The organism is Rubinisphaera margarita, assembly GCF_022267515.1.
In the GTDB taxonomy this organism is placed as follows: domain Bacteria; phylum Planctomycetota; class Planctomycetia; order Planctomycetales; family Planctomycetaceae; genus Rubinisphaera; species Rubinisphaera margarita.
On the sequence record NZ_JAKFGB010000009.1, the window covers coordinates 570,929 to 585,042 of the forward strand.

Sequence of the window (14,114 nt, forward strand, 5' to 3'; positions counted from 1 at the left end):
TGAGACCCGTGGGGCAGGTCATCTGGTTCTCGGTTGTTTCAGGGAGGACTCGTAGATGCTGATCCACTCCTGGGCCGTTATCTTTCCGGCAAGGTCGGAGATCAGCTCGTACGGGATGTCGTCGACTTTCTTCAGGCGGACGCAGCACTTGCCCATGTCGAGCTTCGTGCGACACTGTTTCGGGTACTCGGCCACGAACCAGTCGTGGAGTTTTCCGCCCTCGTATAGTCCCATGTGGTACAGACCGATGTGCCGCTTTTGGTTCGCCAGCGACATAAACGGCAACGGTTGTTTCGGGGCACAGTGGTATCCACTCGGGTAGAGCGCATGCGGGACCACGTAGCCGATCATGCCATAGGCCATCTGCACATCGAACCCGTCCGGCAGAGCCTCGGTGATCGTTTGATGGATCTTCGCCACAACCTGCCGACGTTCTTCGGGCAGTTCGTTCAGATAGTCATCGACTGTGGCGGCGGCGGATTGCATCGGCGAGGAGATTCTGGCGGAGGGAGTCATTACCCGCCGGGTCGGGCGGTTTCATTGAAATCCATGAGCGTTGATCAGTCAAGGGCCATCTGAACATCCGCGCGAACCTGCGAAGCGTTCTACTCGACGAACGGCCCGGTTTCCGTTACGGTGATCGCATCAACTGTTGCCGATCGTTTTCAACTGCCTCATTGTGAGCGAATGTCATGCTGAAACATCTGAGACTGGCCGCCGGCCTGCTGTCCCTCCTCGTTACGCTTCCCCTTTCCGCAGCTGAGAAGCCGAACTTTGTCTTCATTCTCGTCGACGATCTCGGCAAGGAAGACATGAGCATCGAGGGGAGCGAGTTCTACGAGACGCCGCACATCGACAGCATTGCCGAGAAATCGCTGCGGTTTGAACGCGGCTATTCGGCCTGCCAGGTCTGCAGTCCTTCACGAGCCGCCATTCAGACGGGTAAGACGCCGGCTCGGGTGAAGATCACCGATTACATCGCCGTCGGGCGGCAGAATCAGCCGGACAAATGGAAACGGAACACGAAACTGATGCCGGCCGAGTATGAGCCGGAACTGCCGCTGTCGGAAGTGACGATTGCCGAGGCTCTCAAGGAACATGGCTACAAGACTTTCTTCGCCGGGAAATGGCATCTGGGGGGAGAAGGCTACACGCCGAGCGATCAGGGTTACGATATCAATCAGGGAGGCTTCCACTTCGGCACCCCTCCCGGCGGTTTTCATGCTCCGTACCGGAATCCGAAACTGAGCGACGATCCCCCCGGCACCGAGTTGCCGCAGCGGCTCGGAAAGGAAACGGCCAACTTCGTTCGCGATCAGGCCGCCGCCGATCAGCCGTTCTTCGCGATGCTGTCGTTCTACTCCGTGCACGCTCCGATTCAGTGCAGCCGCGAGCGATTCGAGAAGTTCCAGGCCAAAGCTGAAGAGATGGGCCTGACAACACGCACCGAGCCGCGGTTTCTGATCGATCGCACCAAAGAAGTCCGCCAGGTGCAGGACCACCCGGTTTATGCCGGCATGATGGCCGCTCTCGATGACGCCGTCGGGCAGGTGCTGACCGCTCTGGAAGAAAGCGGAGCCGCGAAGAACACGGTCGTCATCTTCACCTCCGACAACGGCGGCGTTTCCTCCGGCGATGGCTTCGCCACGAGCTGCCTGCCAATGCGGGGCGGCAAGGGACGACAGTGGGAAGGGGGCATCCGGCAGCCGTACTATATTCACTGGCCCGGCGTCACCAGCGGCGGCACGACCGACCAACTTGCCACCGGGATGGACTTCTACCCGACGATCCTCGATATCGCCGGCATCCCCCTCAAACCGGATCAGCACAAAGACGGCATCAGCCTCGTGCCGGTCCTCAAGGGGAACGGCGAGAAGGAGCGTTCGCTCTTCTGGCATTACCCGCATTACGGCAACCAGGGGGGCGAGCCTTCGTCGATCCTCATGCAGGGCGACTGGAAGCTGATCCATTACTTCGAAGACGACCGCAACGAACTCTACAACGTAGCCGAAGACATCGGCGAGCAGAACGATCTTTCCGAGAAGCACCCGGATCGCGTCAAAACGATGCTGGCCGACCTGAAGGAGTGGCAGAAAGACGTCGACGCCAGCTACCCGACCCGCAATCAGAACTACAACGAAGCCGCCGACGCCCGTTCAATGCAGAACCTGAAGGAGAAGGATGTCCCCAACCGCGAACGTGAACACGCCCGCTACCTGAAACCCGACTTCACCCCCCGCGGCGGCTGGTGGGATGAGAAGAAGTAATGGGACCCCTTGAGGTCAAGAGACGAACGAGGGTGGACCTGATAGCTCCGCTATCAGGGCGGCGAAGCCGTGGGAGAATGCACCTTCCGCCTGCCTCAACTTGCAGCCTGCCTTCCGGGTGACTACATCGTCACTTTGATTAGACGTCAAATACCGCTGCGCCGCCCCGAAAGATTCTTTCGGGGCCACCCCTGCTGGCAGGGCAGCCACAGGGCAGGAGTTTCATGAAATCCTCCCATCAGAATCTCCTTGCAAGTTGATTCGACTTTCTGGACACTGAGGACGCCGTTCTGCGGCAGTCCGGCGGTTTCTCCGTAGACGGAGGCGAATGCTCCCGTTTTCTCGGGTGTCTTCTTTTTTCAGGGTCGTGGCGTGGTCGATCGTGCGCTTTCAGGTCGTGTCGGGTGTCTTGCTGCAGCTGCGATGCTCGCGGTTTCGCTGACCCTCTTTTCCGGTCGTCCAGCAACTGCGGCGGATGCCTTTGTCACCCGTTATTGTGCCGACTGTCATACGGGTGAATCGGCAGAGGGCGGATTTCAACTCTCGAGTCTGGATCAGGATCTCAAGTCAGCCGCTGGCTTCGCGATCTGGGAACGGCTGTACGACCGGATCGACTCCGGTGAGATGCCGCCCGCTGATGCCGAGCAGCCTGCCGCGACCGAGAAGCAGAGGTTTCTCGCTCAGCTGAATCAGCGTCTCACGACCGCCCATCAGGCCGAACGGGGCACCGTGCTGCGGCGGCTGAATCGTCGTGAGTACGAGAACACGATGAACGACCTGTTCGGGACAAACCTCAATCTGGAGGCGATGCTGCCGGAAGACGGGCGTTCGCACGAGTTCGATAATGTCGGTTCCGCGCTTGGACTGTCGATGATTCATCTGCAAAGCTACATGGACGCGGCTTCCGTTGTGCTTGACTCGGCGATCGCCAGCACGGTCGAACGCCCGGAAGCGAATCTCATCGAGGCAAGCTATCTCGGCTCCCGCGAAGGGGATCAGTTCATCGGCAAGGTCTGGAAACAGCTGGCCGATGACTCGGTCGTTCGCTTCGCCGGAGGCGGCTATCCGACGGGGATGCTGCGCGGGACCAACGTTCGCAATCCGGGCTACTATCGCGTTCGCGTGAACGGCTACGCCTATCAATCGGAGCAGCCGATCGGGTTCTCGGTCGGAGGAACCTCGTTTGCGCGAGGTTCCGACAAGCCGATCTTCGGTTTCTACTCGTTCAAGCCGGGTTCGCCCGAGCAGTCGCCGCAGTCGATCGAGTTCACGACGTGGATCGAAAACAACTACATGATTCAGATCGAGCCCTACGGCATCAACGATCCCGATCGCTACAAACGGGACAAGATCGACGGCTACACCGGCCCCGGTCTGGCGATTCATTCGGTCGTCATGGAAGGGCCACTGGTTGACGAGTTTCCGTCGCGGGGACATCGGCTGATTTTCGATGGCCTGAGCCGCGAAGAGATTCCGCCCCGCAATCCCCGCGATCGGGAACGGACCTACTATCGTCCGACGTTTACGGTCAGCTCGAACGATGAAACCGCCGATGTGCGGCGTTCGCTGGAACGAGTTGCCACAGCGGCCTTCCGTCGACCGGCCCGTTCGGAGGATCTGCTCCCCTATCTGGAGCTGTATCAGGCAGAACGTGAACGTGGCAGCGAAATCGAAGATGCTCTGCGAACGGCCGTGACGGCTGTCTTCACCTCGCCGGAGTTCCTCTATCTGGTCGAGCCGGCCGGAACGCTGGATGATTATGCGCTGGCAAGTCGCCTGTCCTACTTCCTGACTCGCAGCTCGCCGGACGACAAGTTGCTTGCCAAAGCGGATGCGAACCAACTCTCACGACCAGGCGGGTTACGGGCAGAGGTCGATCGGCTGCTCAACGACGAGCGATTCGGCCGCTTTCTGACCGACTTCACGGAGTCCTGGCTGAATCTGCGGGAGATGGACTTCACGGCTCCCGATCAAACCCTTTTTCCCGAATACGACGAGTTCCTCCGCTATTCGATGCCGCTGGAGACAGAAGCGTTTCTACGCGAGTTGATCATTTCCAATCTGCCGGCTTGCAATCTGGTGAAGTCGGACTTCGCCATGCTGAACTCGCGGCTGGCCAGTCATTACGAACTGCCACCGGTCGATGGAGCGCAGATTCGCAAGGTCTCTCTCCCAGCCGGACATCTGCGCGGGGGACTGCTCACACAGGCGAGCATTCTGAAAGTGACCGCGAATGGAACCAATTCCTCACCGGTCGTCCGGGGTGTCTGGGTCACCGAACGGATTCTCGGCACTGTGCCTCAACCCCCTCCGCCGGGTATTCCGGGAGTCGAACCCGATATTCGCGGAGCGGAAACCCTGCGGGCTTTGCTGGATAAGCACCGTGATCTCGACAGCTGTAAAGCCTGTCACGAGAAGATCGATCCCCCCGGCTTCGCGCTGGAGGCGTTCAATCCGGTGGGCGGCTACCGGGAACGATATCGTTCCCTGGGCGACGGAGAGCGGCCGGACGTGCTGATTGACGGGCGGAAGGTTCGTTATCGCCTCGGCCCGCCGGTCGACTGCTCGGGCGAGCTCTCGGACGGCTCGCGTTTTCAGAATTATCTGGAGTTTCGCGATCAACTGGCGGAGAATGATGAAATACTCGCCAGAACGTTCGTGACCAAACTGTTGACGTTCGCCACGGGCCGCGAAATGGGCTTCTCCGATCGTCCGGTCATTGAGAACATCGTGCAGCAGGCCCGGGCCAGCAATTACGGTCTGAAGGATCTGCTGTATGCCGCCGTTGAGAGTGAGATCTTTCGGCAGAAGTAGTTGTGTTCAAGCCTTCCCACAGGAATAGATTTCATGAAGCGACGCGTATTGGATCGGCGGCATTTTCTGCGGGGAACCGGCGCGGCGGTCGCTCTGCCGTTTCTCAGTGCGATGGAACCGGCTTTCGCTCAAGCCACCGGCCGGGCGAATCCGGAAGGCGTGCATCGCTTTGTCGCGGTCTGCGGCAGTCTGGGATTTCACACCCCGGCTCTGTTCCCCGAGGCAGAAGGGAAGGAGTATCCGCTCACGCCTTACCTGCAGCATCTGGCCGATCATCGGGATCGATTCACGGTTTTCTCGGGGTTGTCGCATCCAGAGCAGAACGGGAACAACGGCCACGCTTCAATGCTCACCTGGCTGACATCGGCCCAGCGTCCGGGGCTGGCCGGGTTCAAGAACACAGTCTCACTCGACCAGCTGATGGCCGAACGGCTCGGAGGCGTGACGCGGTTGCCGTATCTGTCGCTCAGCACGAACGGAGAATCACTTTCCTGGACGGCCAACGGAGTCAGTATCCCGGCCGAGCAGTCGCCGTCGCGACTCTTCAAGACGCTGTTTATCACCGGCAGTCCGCGCGAGATCGAAGCCGAGCTTCGAGAACTTGAACGGGGGCGCAGCATCCTCGACACGGTTGCCGGACAGGCGCGGAAACTCGATCGCACGCTCGGTCCGCAGGATCGTGCCAAGCTCGATGAATACCTGACATCCGTCCGCAGCCTTGAAACACGCATCGGACAGACCGAGCAGTGGACGAAGCGGGACAAACCGGCCGTGAATTACGAGCCGCCGCAGGACGTGGCCGATAAGCAGGATATCCTCGCCAAGCAGCGTCTGATGTATGACATGATGGCACTCGCCCTGCAGACCGACTCCACTCGGGTGATGACATTCTCCCTCGGCGGCATGAACGCCGTGCCGAGTAATATCCCGGGCGTGTCAACGGACTGGCATAACCTGTCCCATCACGGGAAGGACGAAGAGAAGATCGAGGAACTCAAGATCATCGAAGAGCACGAGTTCATGGCCTTCGGCGAGTTTCTCACAAAGATCCGCGGCCTGACCGAAGCAGGGCGGCCGCTGCTCGACAGCACGTCGATCCTGTTCGGCTCCAATCTCGGAAACGCGTCGGCTCACGACTGGCACAATCTGCCGATCATCGTCGCCGGCGGCGGGTATCGGCATCACGGCTACGTCGCTCACGACGCGCAGAACAACACTCCGCTGGCGAATCTGTTCGTCACCTTCGCTCAGCAGATGGGCATCGAAACCGACACCTTCGGCTCCAGCACAGCCGCCGGCATCCGCGGGTTGGAAACCGCGTAGATTCGTGTTGGTCCTTCACTGACGTTTCGGGTTGCGGAGTCGATTCTTCGAGCGGAGCGTTTAACGGGTACCCCCGGTTGCTCTGCTACCGGGGCCGACGAAGTCGGCAGGAGGTTTTGGCCGCCGCATTGGGTAACCTCAGCGATTCCCTTGCAACCTCTTTTGGCTGCGCCACCCCGGTTGAATCAACCGGGGCTACCCATCGCGTGCCTTGCCGTATCCTAACCCGAAGCGTGAGCGAGGGCTGTTCGTGTTGGTCCCTCACTGACGTTTCGGGGTGCGAAGTCGATTCTGGAAATGAAAAAACCGCTGCGGGAACGAGTCCGGCAGCGGTTGGTGAGTTCAACTCGGAGAGCGATCAGTCATCCAGCCCCAGCAGTTTTTCTATGCGCGGCCAGACTGTTGTGCGGGCTTTCTCGTAGGCCCGGTGGTCGGAGACGTCGCGGGACTTGGCGAAGGTCGACAGCTGACGGGCTTCTTCCTGCAGCAGGTTGTAGACCTGGATCGTTTCGTCGATGTACTTCTGGTCCGACGGATCGTCGCAGTTTTCCTGAACCAGCAGCAGCTGCTTCTTGAGCGTGTCGATCATGCCGACCAGACCGCCCATGATGTCCTGAACCTGCTCCGTCTCGTAGACATCGTTGCCGAAGGCATCGGCCGTTGCCCCGATGGCGATGTAGGTCGTATACATGTGAGCCGCGGAAAGGCCACCGATGGCCGACAGACGGCCGTCGTCGTCCTCGGCGTGAGCTGCGGAACAATTGCCAAGTGCGGCAGCAACTGCCACCACCAAGGCTGCAACCCGGAACGGAAACCCAGCCAACACCGATTTCATGATCTCAATCCTCTCGTGTGATTTCAGGGGAGGAGCCAATCCGCTCCGGAACGCCAGCTTTAGTATCATGCCGGGGTGAAAACGTTTAATCAATAGGTCAGTTCGATAATCCGTCCCGGGATCAGTCGCACGAAGCGGACATCTTCAGGGGCCCGTGGATCGTCCGAGAACCGGAAGACCACCTTGTAAATGTGGGGATTGCCCGGAACCAGCGGCAGGGTTTCGAACCGCCACAGCCCTTTCAGGCGACCATCTTCGAAGCCGTCGACATCATCTTCTTCGCGATGCACATAGACATTGACCAGGCGAACGCTGATGGCTTCGGGAGCGATTACGTCGAGCATCGCGGTCCGCGGATGTTTGTCGGCCGGAATGTCGCGGCTCGGAAGACTGTAGGTTCGGCCGATGGTGCCGCGAGGCGGAGCCGCCGTCAGACGGTCCGGACCGGACGGAATCGGGGGGCCGCCGCCCAAAGCACCCTGAAAGCACTCGGCACCTGCCTGGAAGGGCGATCCGGCCTGAGCGCTGTGTGGGACCAGGGACAGTGTGACCCCGAGAGCCAGAAGTCGTGTGATTGCAGAATTCATAATCGTTCCATTCCGATACCGGACAGGGGATTGAGCGAGCTCAGAAATGTCGCGGCGACAATCAGGCGGGAACTCCGCGTGGTCAGCCGCGACGTCGAACCCGACACAGTCGAGTTGAACAGACGCTACGAAAACCTATCACACCAGCAGCCAGCGGTCGGATAATTGGAGAATCGCCCTCGTTTTTCAGCAACATTTCCATTGAGCGTTCGACAGTCTTTCTCCTGCTTTCGCGACTTCTCCAAACGGGATAACCGGCCTGCATGCCTGCAGAGATCGTCTGGATTGGCGGGGTCGGATGCATTTGGGAATCACCCGTGATTGTCGATCTTTCAAGTCGGAAATTCGACTAGGCGGAGAACGGCGAAGTCGGTAGATTCCCCTGCCTCGTTGAAATCGGCGAGATTGGCGGTCCAGTTGGCGGCACGATGCTGGCGATCGGGCCAGTTTGCAGGTCCCCGCTGCGGAAGGAGTCGCAGTTATGCTCGGTACAGTCTTGAACGTCGAAGCCTACCTCGGTCGCTTTGGCGAATTGCTGAATCAGATTGATGCCACTACGGTGGCCCAGCTTAGCGACGATATCTATCGCTGCTATGAAGAGGGCCGGATGGTGTTTATCTGCGGCAACGGCGGCAGTGGGTCGAATTCGTCTCACTTCTGCGAAGATCTCGGAAAAAGTACTCTGGATCCCAAGGATTTCGAGAACGACGACGTCAAACGCCTGAAGGTGATGAGCCTCACCGACAATACCCCTTACATTCTGGCCTGGGGGAACGATGAAGGATTCGATCGGATCTTCGTCGAACAGCTGAAGAATTTCGCGTCGCCCGGCGATCTGCTGATTTCGATCAGCGGAAGTGGCAACAGCGCCAACATTCTCAAGGCGGTCGACTGGGCCAACAAGCACAGTCTCACCACCTGGGGCATTACCGGATACACCGGCGGCAAGCTTCGCGATCTGGCTCAGCACGAATTGCACATTCCGCTGGACGACATGGGCATGGTGGAAACTGCTCACCTGCTGGCCTTCCACTGGGTGCTCAACGATGTCCACGCTCGTATCAACAGCGTTGGACGCTACGACTCTCAGACGGCTCCACAGACTCTGCCGCTCCGCAAGGCGGCTTAGTCGAGCGAACGGATTTGAAGCGGCGACGGCTTTCTCTCCTTCCGTCGCCGCTTTTCCATGCGCGGTCGGGAAAGTGCGTCGGAATGCTGGAGCGAATTCAAAATTCGACTGCAGACGACTGCAGGAGAAGCATGGAAATGCTCTAAACGTCTCTCGTGAAGTACTCGGCTGTTTTCGCAGGATCGGCTTCGACGACAATGACGTTCGTCGCCGCGGGTGCGTCCCGACCGCCGCTTTGAGCCGACCCTCCGTAAGCCGTCTCGGGACGGGTCGTGACGAGCACGCAGCGCGTTAACGCGGACTGGCGACGGTTGGCTTCTTCCAGAATCGTGGAGGCGGCGAATTCCTTGCCCGGTTCGGCTTCGGCCAGTTGATCGAGCCAGCCGTGCAGATCCGGACCGTGAGACATTCCCAGCCATTCCGTGCGGGCCGTCCCGAAGCAAAGCAGATCGAGGTGCTGCGACCCACATTCCTGAATATGTCCCCAGCCGATGGTCGTCGCCAGCGAGGCGGCGTTCTCGACGACCTCCAGCTGGTGCTCTTCATCGACGTTCGGCAGCGGAGCCAGATCGAGAATCAGCAGCATGCGGCGATCGCGATGCTGACGGTACTCGCGAACCATCAGTTCATTCCGCCGAGCCGTCGTCTTCCAGTGAATGGAACGCAGTTCGTCGCCGGGTCGATATTCGCGAATCCGATGGAACTCGTCGTGATGGGCTCCCGATCGTCCCTGAGCGATGCGGCTCGTCTCCTGTCCGTCGGAGAGCCTGCTCTTCCACCAGTTGGCGAGGATGCCGATTCGTGGATACACGAGAATGTCGTCGTACACTTCGATTTGCAGACCTCGTTCCACAATTCCGAGCGGGAATCGGGAGACGACGCGTGCGGGGCCCAGCTGGTATCGTCCCCGCTGCATGAAGCGAGCCTGATAGCGGCCTGTGCGGGACTGACGAGCCGGGACCTGAGCGAACATCAGCTTTCCCGTCAGCAACTCGCGTGGACCAATGATCCGGTCTTCAATGGCGAGCAGGCAGGACGAGAGAATCCGCTTTCGATTCTCGAGTGTGATGTCGATGGAAACCGTCTCCCCGGCCATGAGCCGCTCCGGCATGTTGCGACTGATCAGCAGACGCCGTGTCATGGCGAAGGTTACGCCGCCGTTCACGATGAATGGACCGGCCATGAGCGCGAACATCAGCATCAGGGTGTTCGTCTTCCCGAAGAGTGCCCCGAGCAGCATGATGATGAGCATGAGCACATACATCTGGCCCTCGACCGGCAGCTTCCACAGGTTGTGCGTGACGACATTACGGCGGGCTCGCGATGTTCCGTTTCGACGAAGCGTCGGATCGACTTTCGCCGGGGACTGCCATTCGAGCAGACTCTTCATCCCCCAGATTGAACTGAAGAGCAGAGTGAGATAGGTGCCCCAGAGCAACGGCCAGGGAAGGAACCGCTGGAGAGTTCCGGTCGAATACTCGAAGAGCAGGACCAGAATGGCCACCAGCATCGCCAGCCAGGCGGCGACGAGAGTTTGCCGAGGATTCGCAACCGGATCGGACATGTTCACAATTCTACGTCGAGTCGTTCGAACCCGCCGGAGCGGGAGTGCGAAATCATTCTCGCACAATTGCCGTCGAGGGCAAAGTCAGCGGTCCAACTTCATGCAAACCAAATCTTCACCGCGATTTGCGTTCGTCAAGATTGTCGGATCTGGAGCAGAATAAGTTTTGCAAAGCGTATCAGGATCGGTAGGATAATTAGGACCGCCTGCCCACCTCACCCGGGCTTTTCTTTGTGATCGTACGTGATTGGCGTACTCTTCCCCCGCGTTAATGCTTTGTTGTTGCCTTGTGCGATTGATGAGTCCGATGAGCAATCCTTTTGCCAGCGATGAATATGGTCGATCGACCGGCTCGCCGAGGAACCTCCCGCCCGACAGTAGCAAGCATGGAACCTCGCAGGCGCCCTTCGTGCCCGAAGATCCGGCGAAGAAGAATCAAATGGACCGCGTTGTCATCGGTCTACTCTCCGTGATCGCCGTTTTCATGGTGTTCGGTCTGCTCATTGTGTTGATCATGAACATTTCGCCGAATGCGCCCATCCGCCTGACGCCGACCCCCGAGGCCGCCTCCAGCGAAGAGGAATCGGAGAGTGAAGGCGTTCGCGTACGCGAAGCGGGCGAACCGCAAATTCTCGGCGATTGACGAGAGCCGCTCACTGTCTTACGAATCGAGTGCGGCCTGCGGTGTCGAACCGGCCTCGACCATGTCAAGTTGATGCATCTTCCGATAAAAGTTCGTGCGATGCAGTCCCAGCATCCGCGATGCTTCTGTCATATTTCCGCGCGCTTTCGAGATCGCCGCCCGTATGTAAGCCCGTTGAAACTCGATTGTCGCATCGCTCAGCGTGGTGAATTCCTCGGAAGGATCGGACAGCCGAATCCACTTCAGTTCCGTCAGCAGGTCGTTGGCGTTGATCGTGTCTCCCGTCCCGCGCCACACGAGCCGCTCCATAACCGTCCGCAACTCCGCGACATTGCCCGGCCAGGAATGCTGTAGAAGCGCCTCGCAGGCGGCGTGAGAAAGTTCGGGGATCGCACGCCCGGCCATTCGAAACGCCTGCTGAAGGAAATGCTGCGCAAGCGGAAGGACATCATCGGCCCGCGTCTGCAGGGCAGGGACCTTCAGCGAACAAACCGTGAGCCGACGGTAAAGCGATTCCTGAAACCGCTCCGCATCGACCTCACGCTGCAGATCGGCCGTGGTGGTTACGATCAACCAGGTTCTTCGCAGAGACGACGGAACAATCTCGGCCGATCCCAGAAGCTGCCGCAGTTCCTCCTGCTGATCGTGACTCAGAAGCTCTACATTGTTGAGCAGGATCGTCCCTTGACCCGGATCGTTGGCGACAGCTCGCAGCTGCTCCCATCCGTCTGTGTTCCCTGGCGAAAATTCAACAAGCAACCCGGGCGACTCGGACTTGCGCCAATGCAGGTAGCGGCCGACCGCCCTCTTGCCTGCGCCCGGCTCCCCTGACAGGCATAATGGGAACTCGAGTTGAGTCAGCGCACCGGTCTGTTCTTTCAGCGTCGATAGAAACTCACTGGCTCCGATCAACTCCGAGTCGCCGCGGGCACGTTCCAGTTGGAACTCGCGTTCGCTCTGCTCAGCCGCCGCCCGCACGCTTGTGGTCAACTGGAGTTGGTTCAGGCCATCCAGAGTTTGTCTGAGAGTCTCCAAGAGTTCCCCGGCCAGGTGGGCGACTTCGAGGTCACTCGGTCCGAACTTCCGGCCAGCCAGAACGAGGATCGAGTCCGGCGACAACGGCACGAAAATCTGAGCCCAGCTCGCCGCCGGAACATCGCGGAGAAAAACGGCTCGCTGTGTTTCGATTGCCCGGTCGAGGAGAGACTCTTCATATTTGCCCACGAAGCGAGGGCTGACGCTCGCCCGTTCGGTCCAGTTCTGCTCGCGCTGAAGAACAATGATCCCCTGAGCACCCAGATGACGTTGCAGAGCGGTGAGCCCGGAGTCCAGGAACTGGCCGGTACCCGTTCCGGCTTCCCGCATCAGCGTCACGAGTTCCCGCTGCAACTCAATCAAGATCGTCGCGTCAGCCGGTGTCATCTCGGTCGAGAACTCTTCCGGCTCCGACCAGATCTGTTCCGGATTGTTATCCATCGAAGCCGCCTGCTTCACGGTGTCGTTCGGGTCCGTCAATTCTGGATTCCTTCCAGCGAGCGCTCCCGAATCTGCTTCAGTTTCTCGACCACTTCGGAATGGTCCTCCGCAACATTCGTCATCTCTCCCGGATCCGCCTTCAGGTTTGCCAGAAACAAGTCCTTGTCGGACTGTGACAGGCCGCCCCGGTTGCTGGTGTCTCGGCAGTTGCCGAGCAGTTTCCAGTCCCCCTGACGAACCGCCCATTGAGCATTCTTTCCATTGCCCATCTGCCAGAAGAACTCCTTGTGTGGGGAAGGAGCGGACGCGGATCGGAGGACCTCAGACAGATCCTTCCCATCCAGATGAGCGGTGCCTGGCGAAATGCCGGCGAGCGCTGCCAGAGTCGGCAGCCAGTCGCAGCCGGTAACCATCTGATCGCGAACCTCGCCCTGCGCCAGCCCCTTCGGCCAGGAAACGACCGACGGCACGCGAATCCCACCCTCGAACAGGCAACCTTTCGCGCCGCGATAAGGACCGGCGTTGCCGCCCCCGAAAAACGCCCGCTCTTCCGTGGAATGCCCATGGTCAGACTGGAAGACGACAATCGTGTTTTCCCGGAGGTTGTGTTCTTCGAGGTAATCCAGAACCTCACCGACTTTCTCGTCCATTGTGGAGACGAACGCCGCATACTCGCGCCGCGGTGTTGGCAGGTCGGCGTATTCATTCCGCCATTTGTCGGTTCCCTGATACGGATAATGGGGCACGTTGATCGCCCAGTAAATCAGGAACGGTTTGTCGTTCGCGCTCTCGATGGCCGCCTTCACTTCGCGAACGGTTAAGTCGGGAAAGAACTGACCATCCTCAAAGATCTCCTCGCCATTCCGCCACAAGTCATGTCGATTCGGGCCGTGCCAGTAGAAGAAGTGTGAGTAGTTATCGATGCAGCCTCCCATGTGCCCGAACGAACTCGCAAAGCCCTGAGCATTCGGCATCGTCTCGGGGGTGTATCCCAGATGCCATTTGCCGACATGTGCCGTCGTGTACCCGGCATCCTGAAAGACTTCGCCAACCGTATACTCCGTCGGCGGCATACCGGACTTGCCTTCCTGCGAACTCACATTCGAAGGCACCCCGGCTCGCACCGGAAACCGCCCCGTCAACAACCCCGCCCGAGACGCCGAGCAGATACAACTCGGAGCATACATCTGCGTAAACCGCACCCCGGTCTCAGCCAGTCGATCAATACCCGGCGTCTGCAGATCCGCCGATCCATAGCATTTCGCATCCAGCGTTCCCTGATCATCGGTGTAGATGATGAGCACGTTGGGGGCATTGCCTGGAGACGCAGAAAATGCTGTTTTTGACGAACACAGTCCCGAGTATGTTGTCAGCGCGGCAAGTAGCAGTGTCGTTATTCTGTGTAGTAAATGTTTGGTGGAGTGAGCTGCGGTGCGGAGTGTCGCGGTATCCGGTTCCATGGCCTTCGTCTCCAGT

General features: G+C 59.3%; 11 protein-coding genes. 5 read left to right on the forward strand and 6 right to left on the reverse strand.

All coding sequences use genetic code 11. From position 1 onward, the window contains the following. Nucleotides 1–18 precede the first annotated feature (18 nt). On the reverse strand, nt 19–486 hold the full coding sequence (locus tag L1A08_RS05550; RefSeq protein ID WP_238755136.1) for a DUF1801 domain-containing protein: 468 nt from the start codon (nt 484–486) through the stop codon (nt 19–21). A gap of 206 nt (nt 487–692) precedes the next feature. On the opposite strand from L1A08_RS05550, the gene L1A08_RS05555 reads away from it, so the two are divergent. The 3 genes from L1A08_RS05555 (at nt 693) to L1A08_RS05565 (ending at nt 6,404) form a co-directional block, all read left to right on the forward strand. After that, nucleotides 693–2,267 (forward strand): sulfatase, encoded by a 1,575-nt coding sequence (locus tag L1A08_RS05555; protein ID WP_238755138.1) that lies wholly within the window; start codon nt 693–695, stop codon nt 2,265–2,267. A 423-nt stretch (nt 2,268–2,690) separates the two neighbouring features. Beyond that, nucleotides 2,691–5,081, forward strand: a complete 2,391-nt coding sequence (locus L1A08_RS05560) for a DUF1592 domain-containing protein (protein WP_238755140.1) — start codon at nt 2,691–2,693, stop codon at nt 5,079–5,081. A 33-nt stretch (nt 5,082–5,114) separates the two neighbouring features. Continuing rightward, a complete protein-coding gene (locus L1A08_RS05565; RefSeq protein WP_238755142.1) occupies nt 5,115–6,404 on the forward strand; it encodes a DUF1552 domain-containing protein in 1,290 nt (429 codons plus the stop codon). Between the two features lie 358 nt (nt 6,405–6,762). Here L1A08_RS05565 and L1A08_RS05570 read toward each other — a convergent pair whose 3' ends face one another. Both L1A08_RS05570 and L1A08_RS05575 read right to left on the reverse strand, forming a co-directional pair. After that, nucleotides 6,763–7,239 carry a hypothetical protein gene (locus L1A08_RS05570; protein WP_238755144.1) on the reverse strand — a complete coding sequence of 159 codons (477 nt, stop codon included), beginning with the start codon at nt 7,237–7,239 and terminating at the stop codon, nt 6,763–6,765. A gap of 89 nt (nt 7,240–7,328) precedes the next feature. Further along, nucleotides 7,329–7,826, reverse strand: coding sequence for a hypothetical protein (locus L1A08_RS05575; protein WP_238755146.1), 498 nt, complete (start codon nt 7,824–7,826; stop codon nt 7,329–7,331). A 481-nt stretch (nt 7,827–8,307) separates the two neighbouring features. Here L1A08_RS05575 and L1A08_RS05580 point away from each other — a divergent pair, with 481 nt between their 5' ends. Further along, the gene (locus tag L1A08_RS05580) at nt 8,308–8,955 is read left to right on the forward strand and encodes a D-sedoheptulose-7-phosphate isomerase (protein WP_238755148.1); all 648 of its coding nucleotides are present in this window, start codon (nt 8,308–8,310) and stop codon (nt 8,953–8,955) included. A gap of 142 nt (nt 8,956–9,097) precedes the next feature. Here the strand turns inward: L1A08_RS05580 and L1A08_RS05585 are convergent, their stop codons facing one another. Next, nucleotides 9,098–10,519, reverse strand: a complete 1,422-nt coding sequence (locus tag L1A08_RS05585; protein ID WP_238755150.1) for a DUF58 domain-containing protein — start codon at nt 10,517–10,519, stop codon at nt 9,098–9,100. 307 nt (nt 10,520–10,826) lie between these two features. Between L1A08_RS05585 and L1A08_RS05590 the strand changes: the two genes are divergently transcribed. Further along, nucleotides 10,827–11,162 (forward strand): hypothetical protein, encoded by a 336-nt coding sequence (locus L1A08_RS05590; RefSeq protein ID WP_238755152.1) that lies wholly within the window; start codon nt 10,827–10,829, stop codon nt 11,160–11,162. A gap of 18 nt (nt 11,163–11,180) precedes the next feature. Here L1A08_RS05590 and L1A08_RS05595 read toward each other — a convergent pair whose 3' ends face one another. Together L1A08_RS05595 and L1A08_RS05600 are read right to left on the reverse strand one after the other, a co-directional pair. Further along, complete coding sequence (locus L1A08_RS05595) at nt 11,181–12,677, reverse strand: sigma-54-dependent transcriptional regulator (RefSeq protein WP_238755154.1); 1,497 nt, start codon at nt 12,675–12,677, stop codon at nt 11,181–11,183. Then, nucleotides 12,674–13,942 (reverse strand): sulfatase-like hydrolase/transferase, encoded by a 1,269-nt coding sequence (locus tag L1A08_RS05600; RefSeq protein ID WP_238755156.1) that lies wholly within the window; start codon nt 13,940–13,942, stop codon nt 12,674–12,676. The genes L1A08_RS05595 and L1A08_RS05600 overlap by 4 nt, the downstream gene beginning before the upstream one ends. Nucleotides 13,943–14,114 lie beyond the last annotated feature (172 nt).

Coding starts and splice junctions, on each gene's coding strand:
- L1A08_RS05550 (WP_238755136.1), bottom strand. CDS start 486: ATGCAATCCGCCGCCGCCACAGTCGATGACTATCTGAACGAACTGCCC.
- L1A08_RS05555 (WP_238755138.1), top strand. CDS start 693: ATGCTGAAACATCTGAGACTGGCCGCCGGCCTGCTGTCCCTCCTCGTT.
- L1A08_RS05560 (WP_238755140.1), top strand. CDS start 2,691: ATGCTCGCGGTTTCGCTGACCCTCTTTTCCGGTCGTCCAGCAACTGCG.
- L1A08_RS05565 (WP_238755142.1), top strand. CDS start 5,115: ATGAAGCGACGCGTATTGGATCGGCGGCATTTTCTGCGGGGAACCGGC.
- L1A08_RS05570 (WP_238755144.1), bottom strand. CDS start 7,239: ATGAAATCGGTGTTGGCTGGGTTTCCGTTCCGGGTTGCAGCCTTGGTG.
- L1A08_RS05575 (WP_238755146.1), bottom strand. CDS start 7,826: ATGAATTCTGCAATCACACGACTTCTGGCTCTCGGGGTCACACTGTCC.
- L1A08_RS05580 (WP_238755148.1), top strand. CDS start 8,308: ATGCTCGGTACAGTCTTGAACGTCGAAGCCTACCTCGGTCGCTTTGGC.
- L1A08_RS05585 (WP_238755150.1), bottom strand. CDS start 10,519: ATGTCCGATCCGGTTGCGAATCCTCGGCAAACTCTCGTCGCCGCCTGG.
- L1A08_RS05590 (WP_238755152.1), top strand. CDS start 10,827: ATGAGCAATCCTTTTGCCAGCGATGAATATGGTCGATCGACCGGCTCG.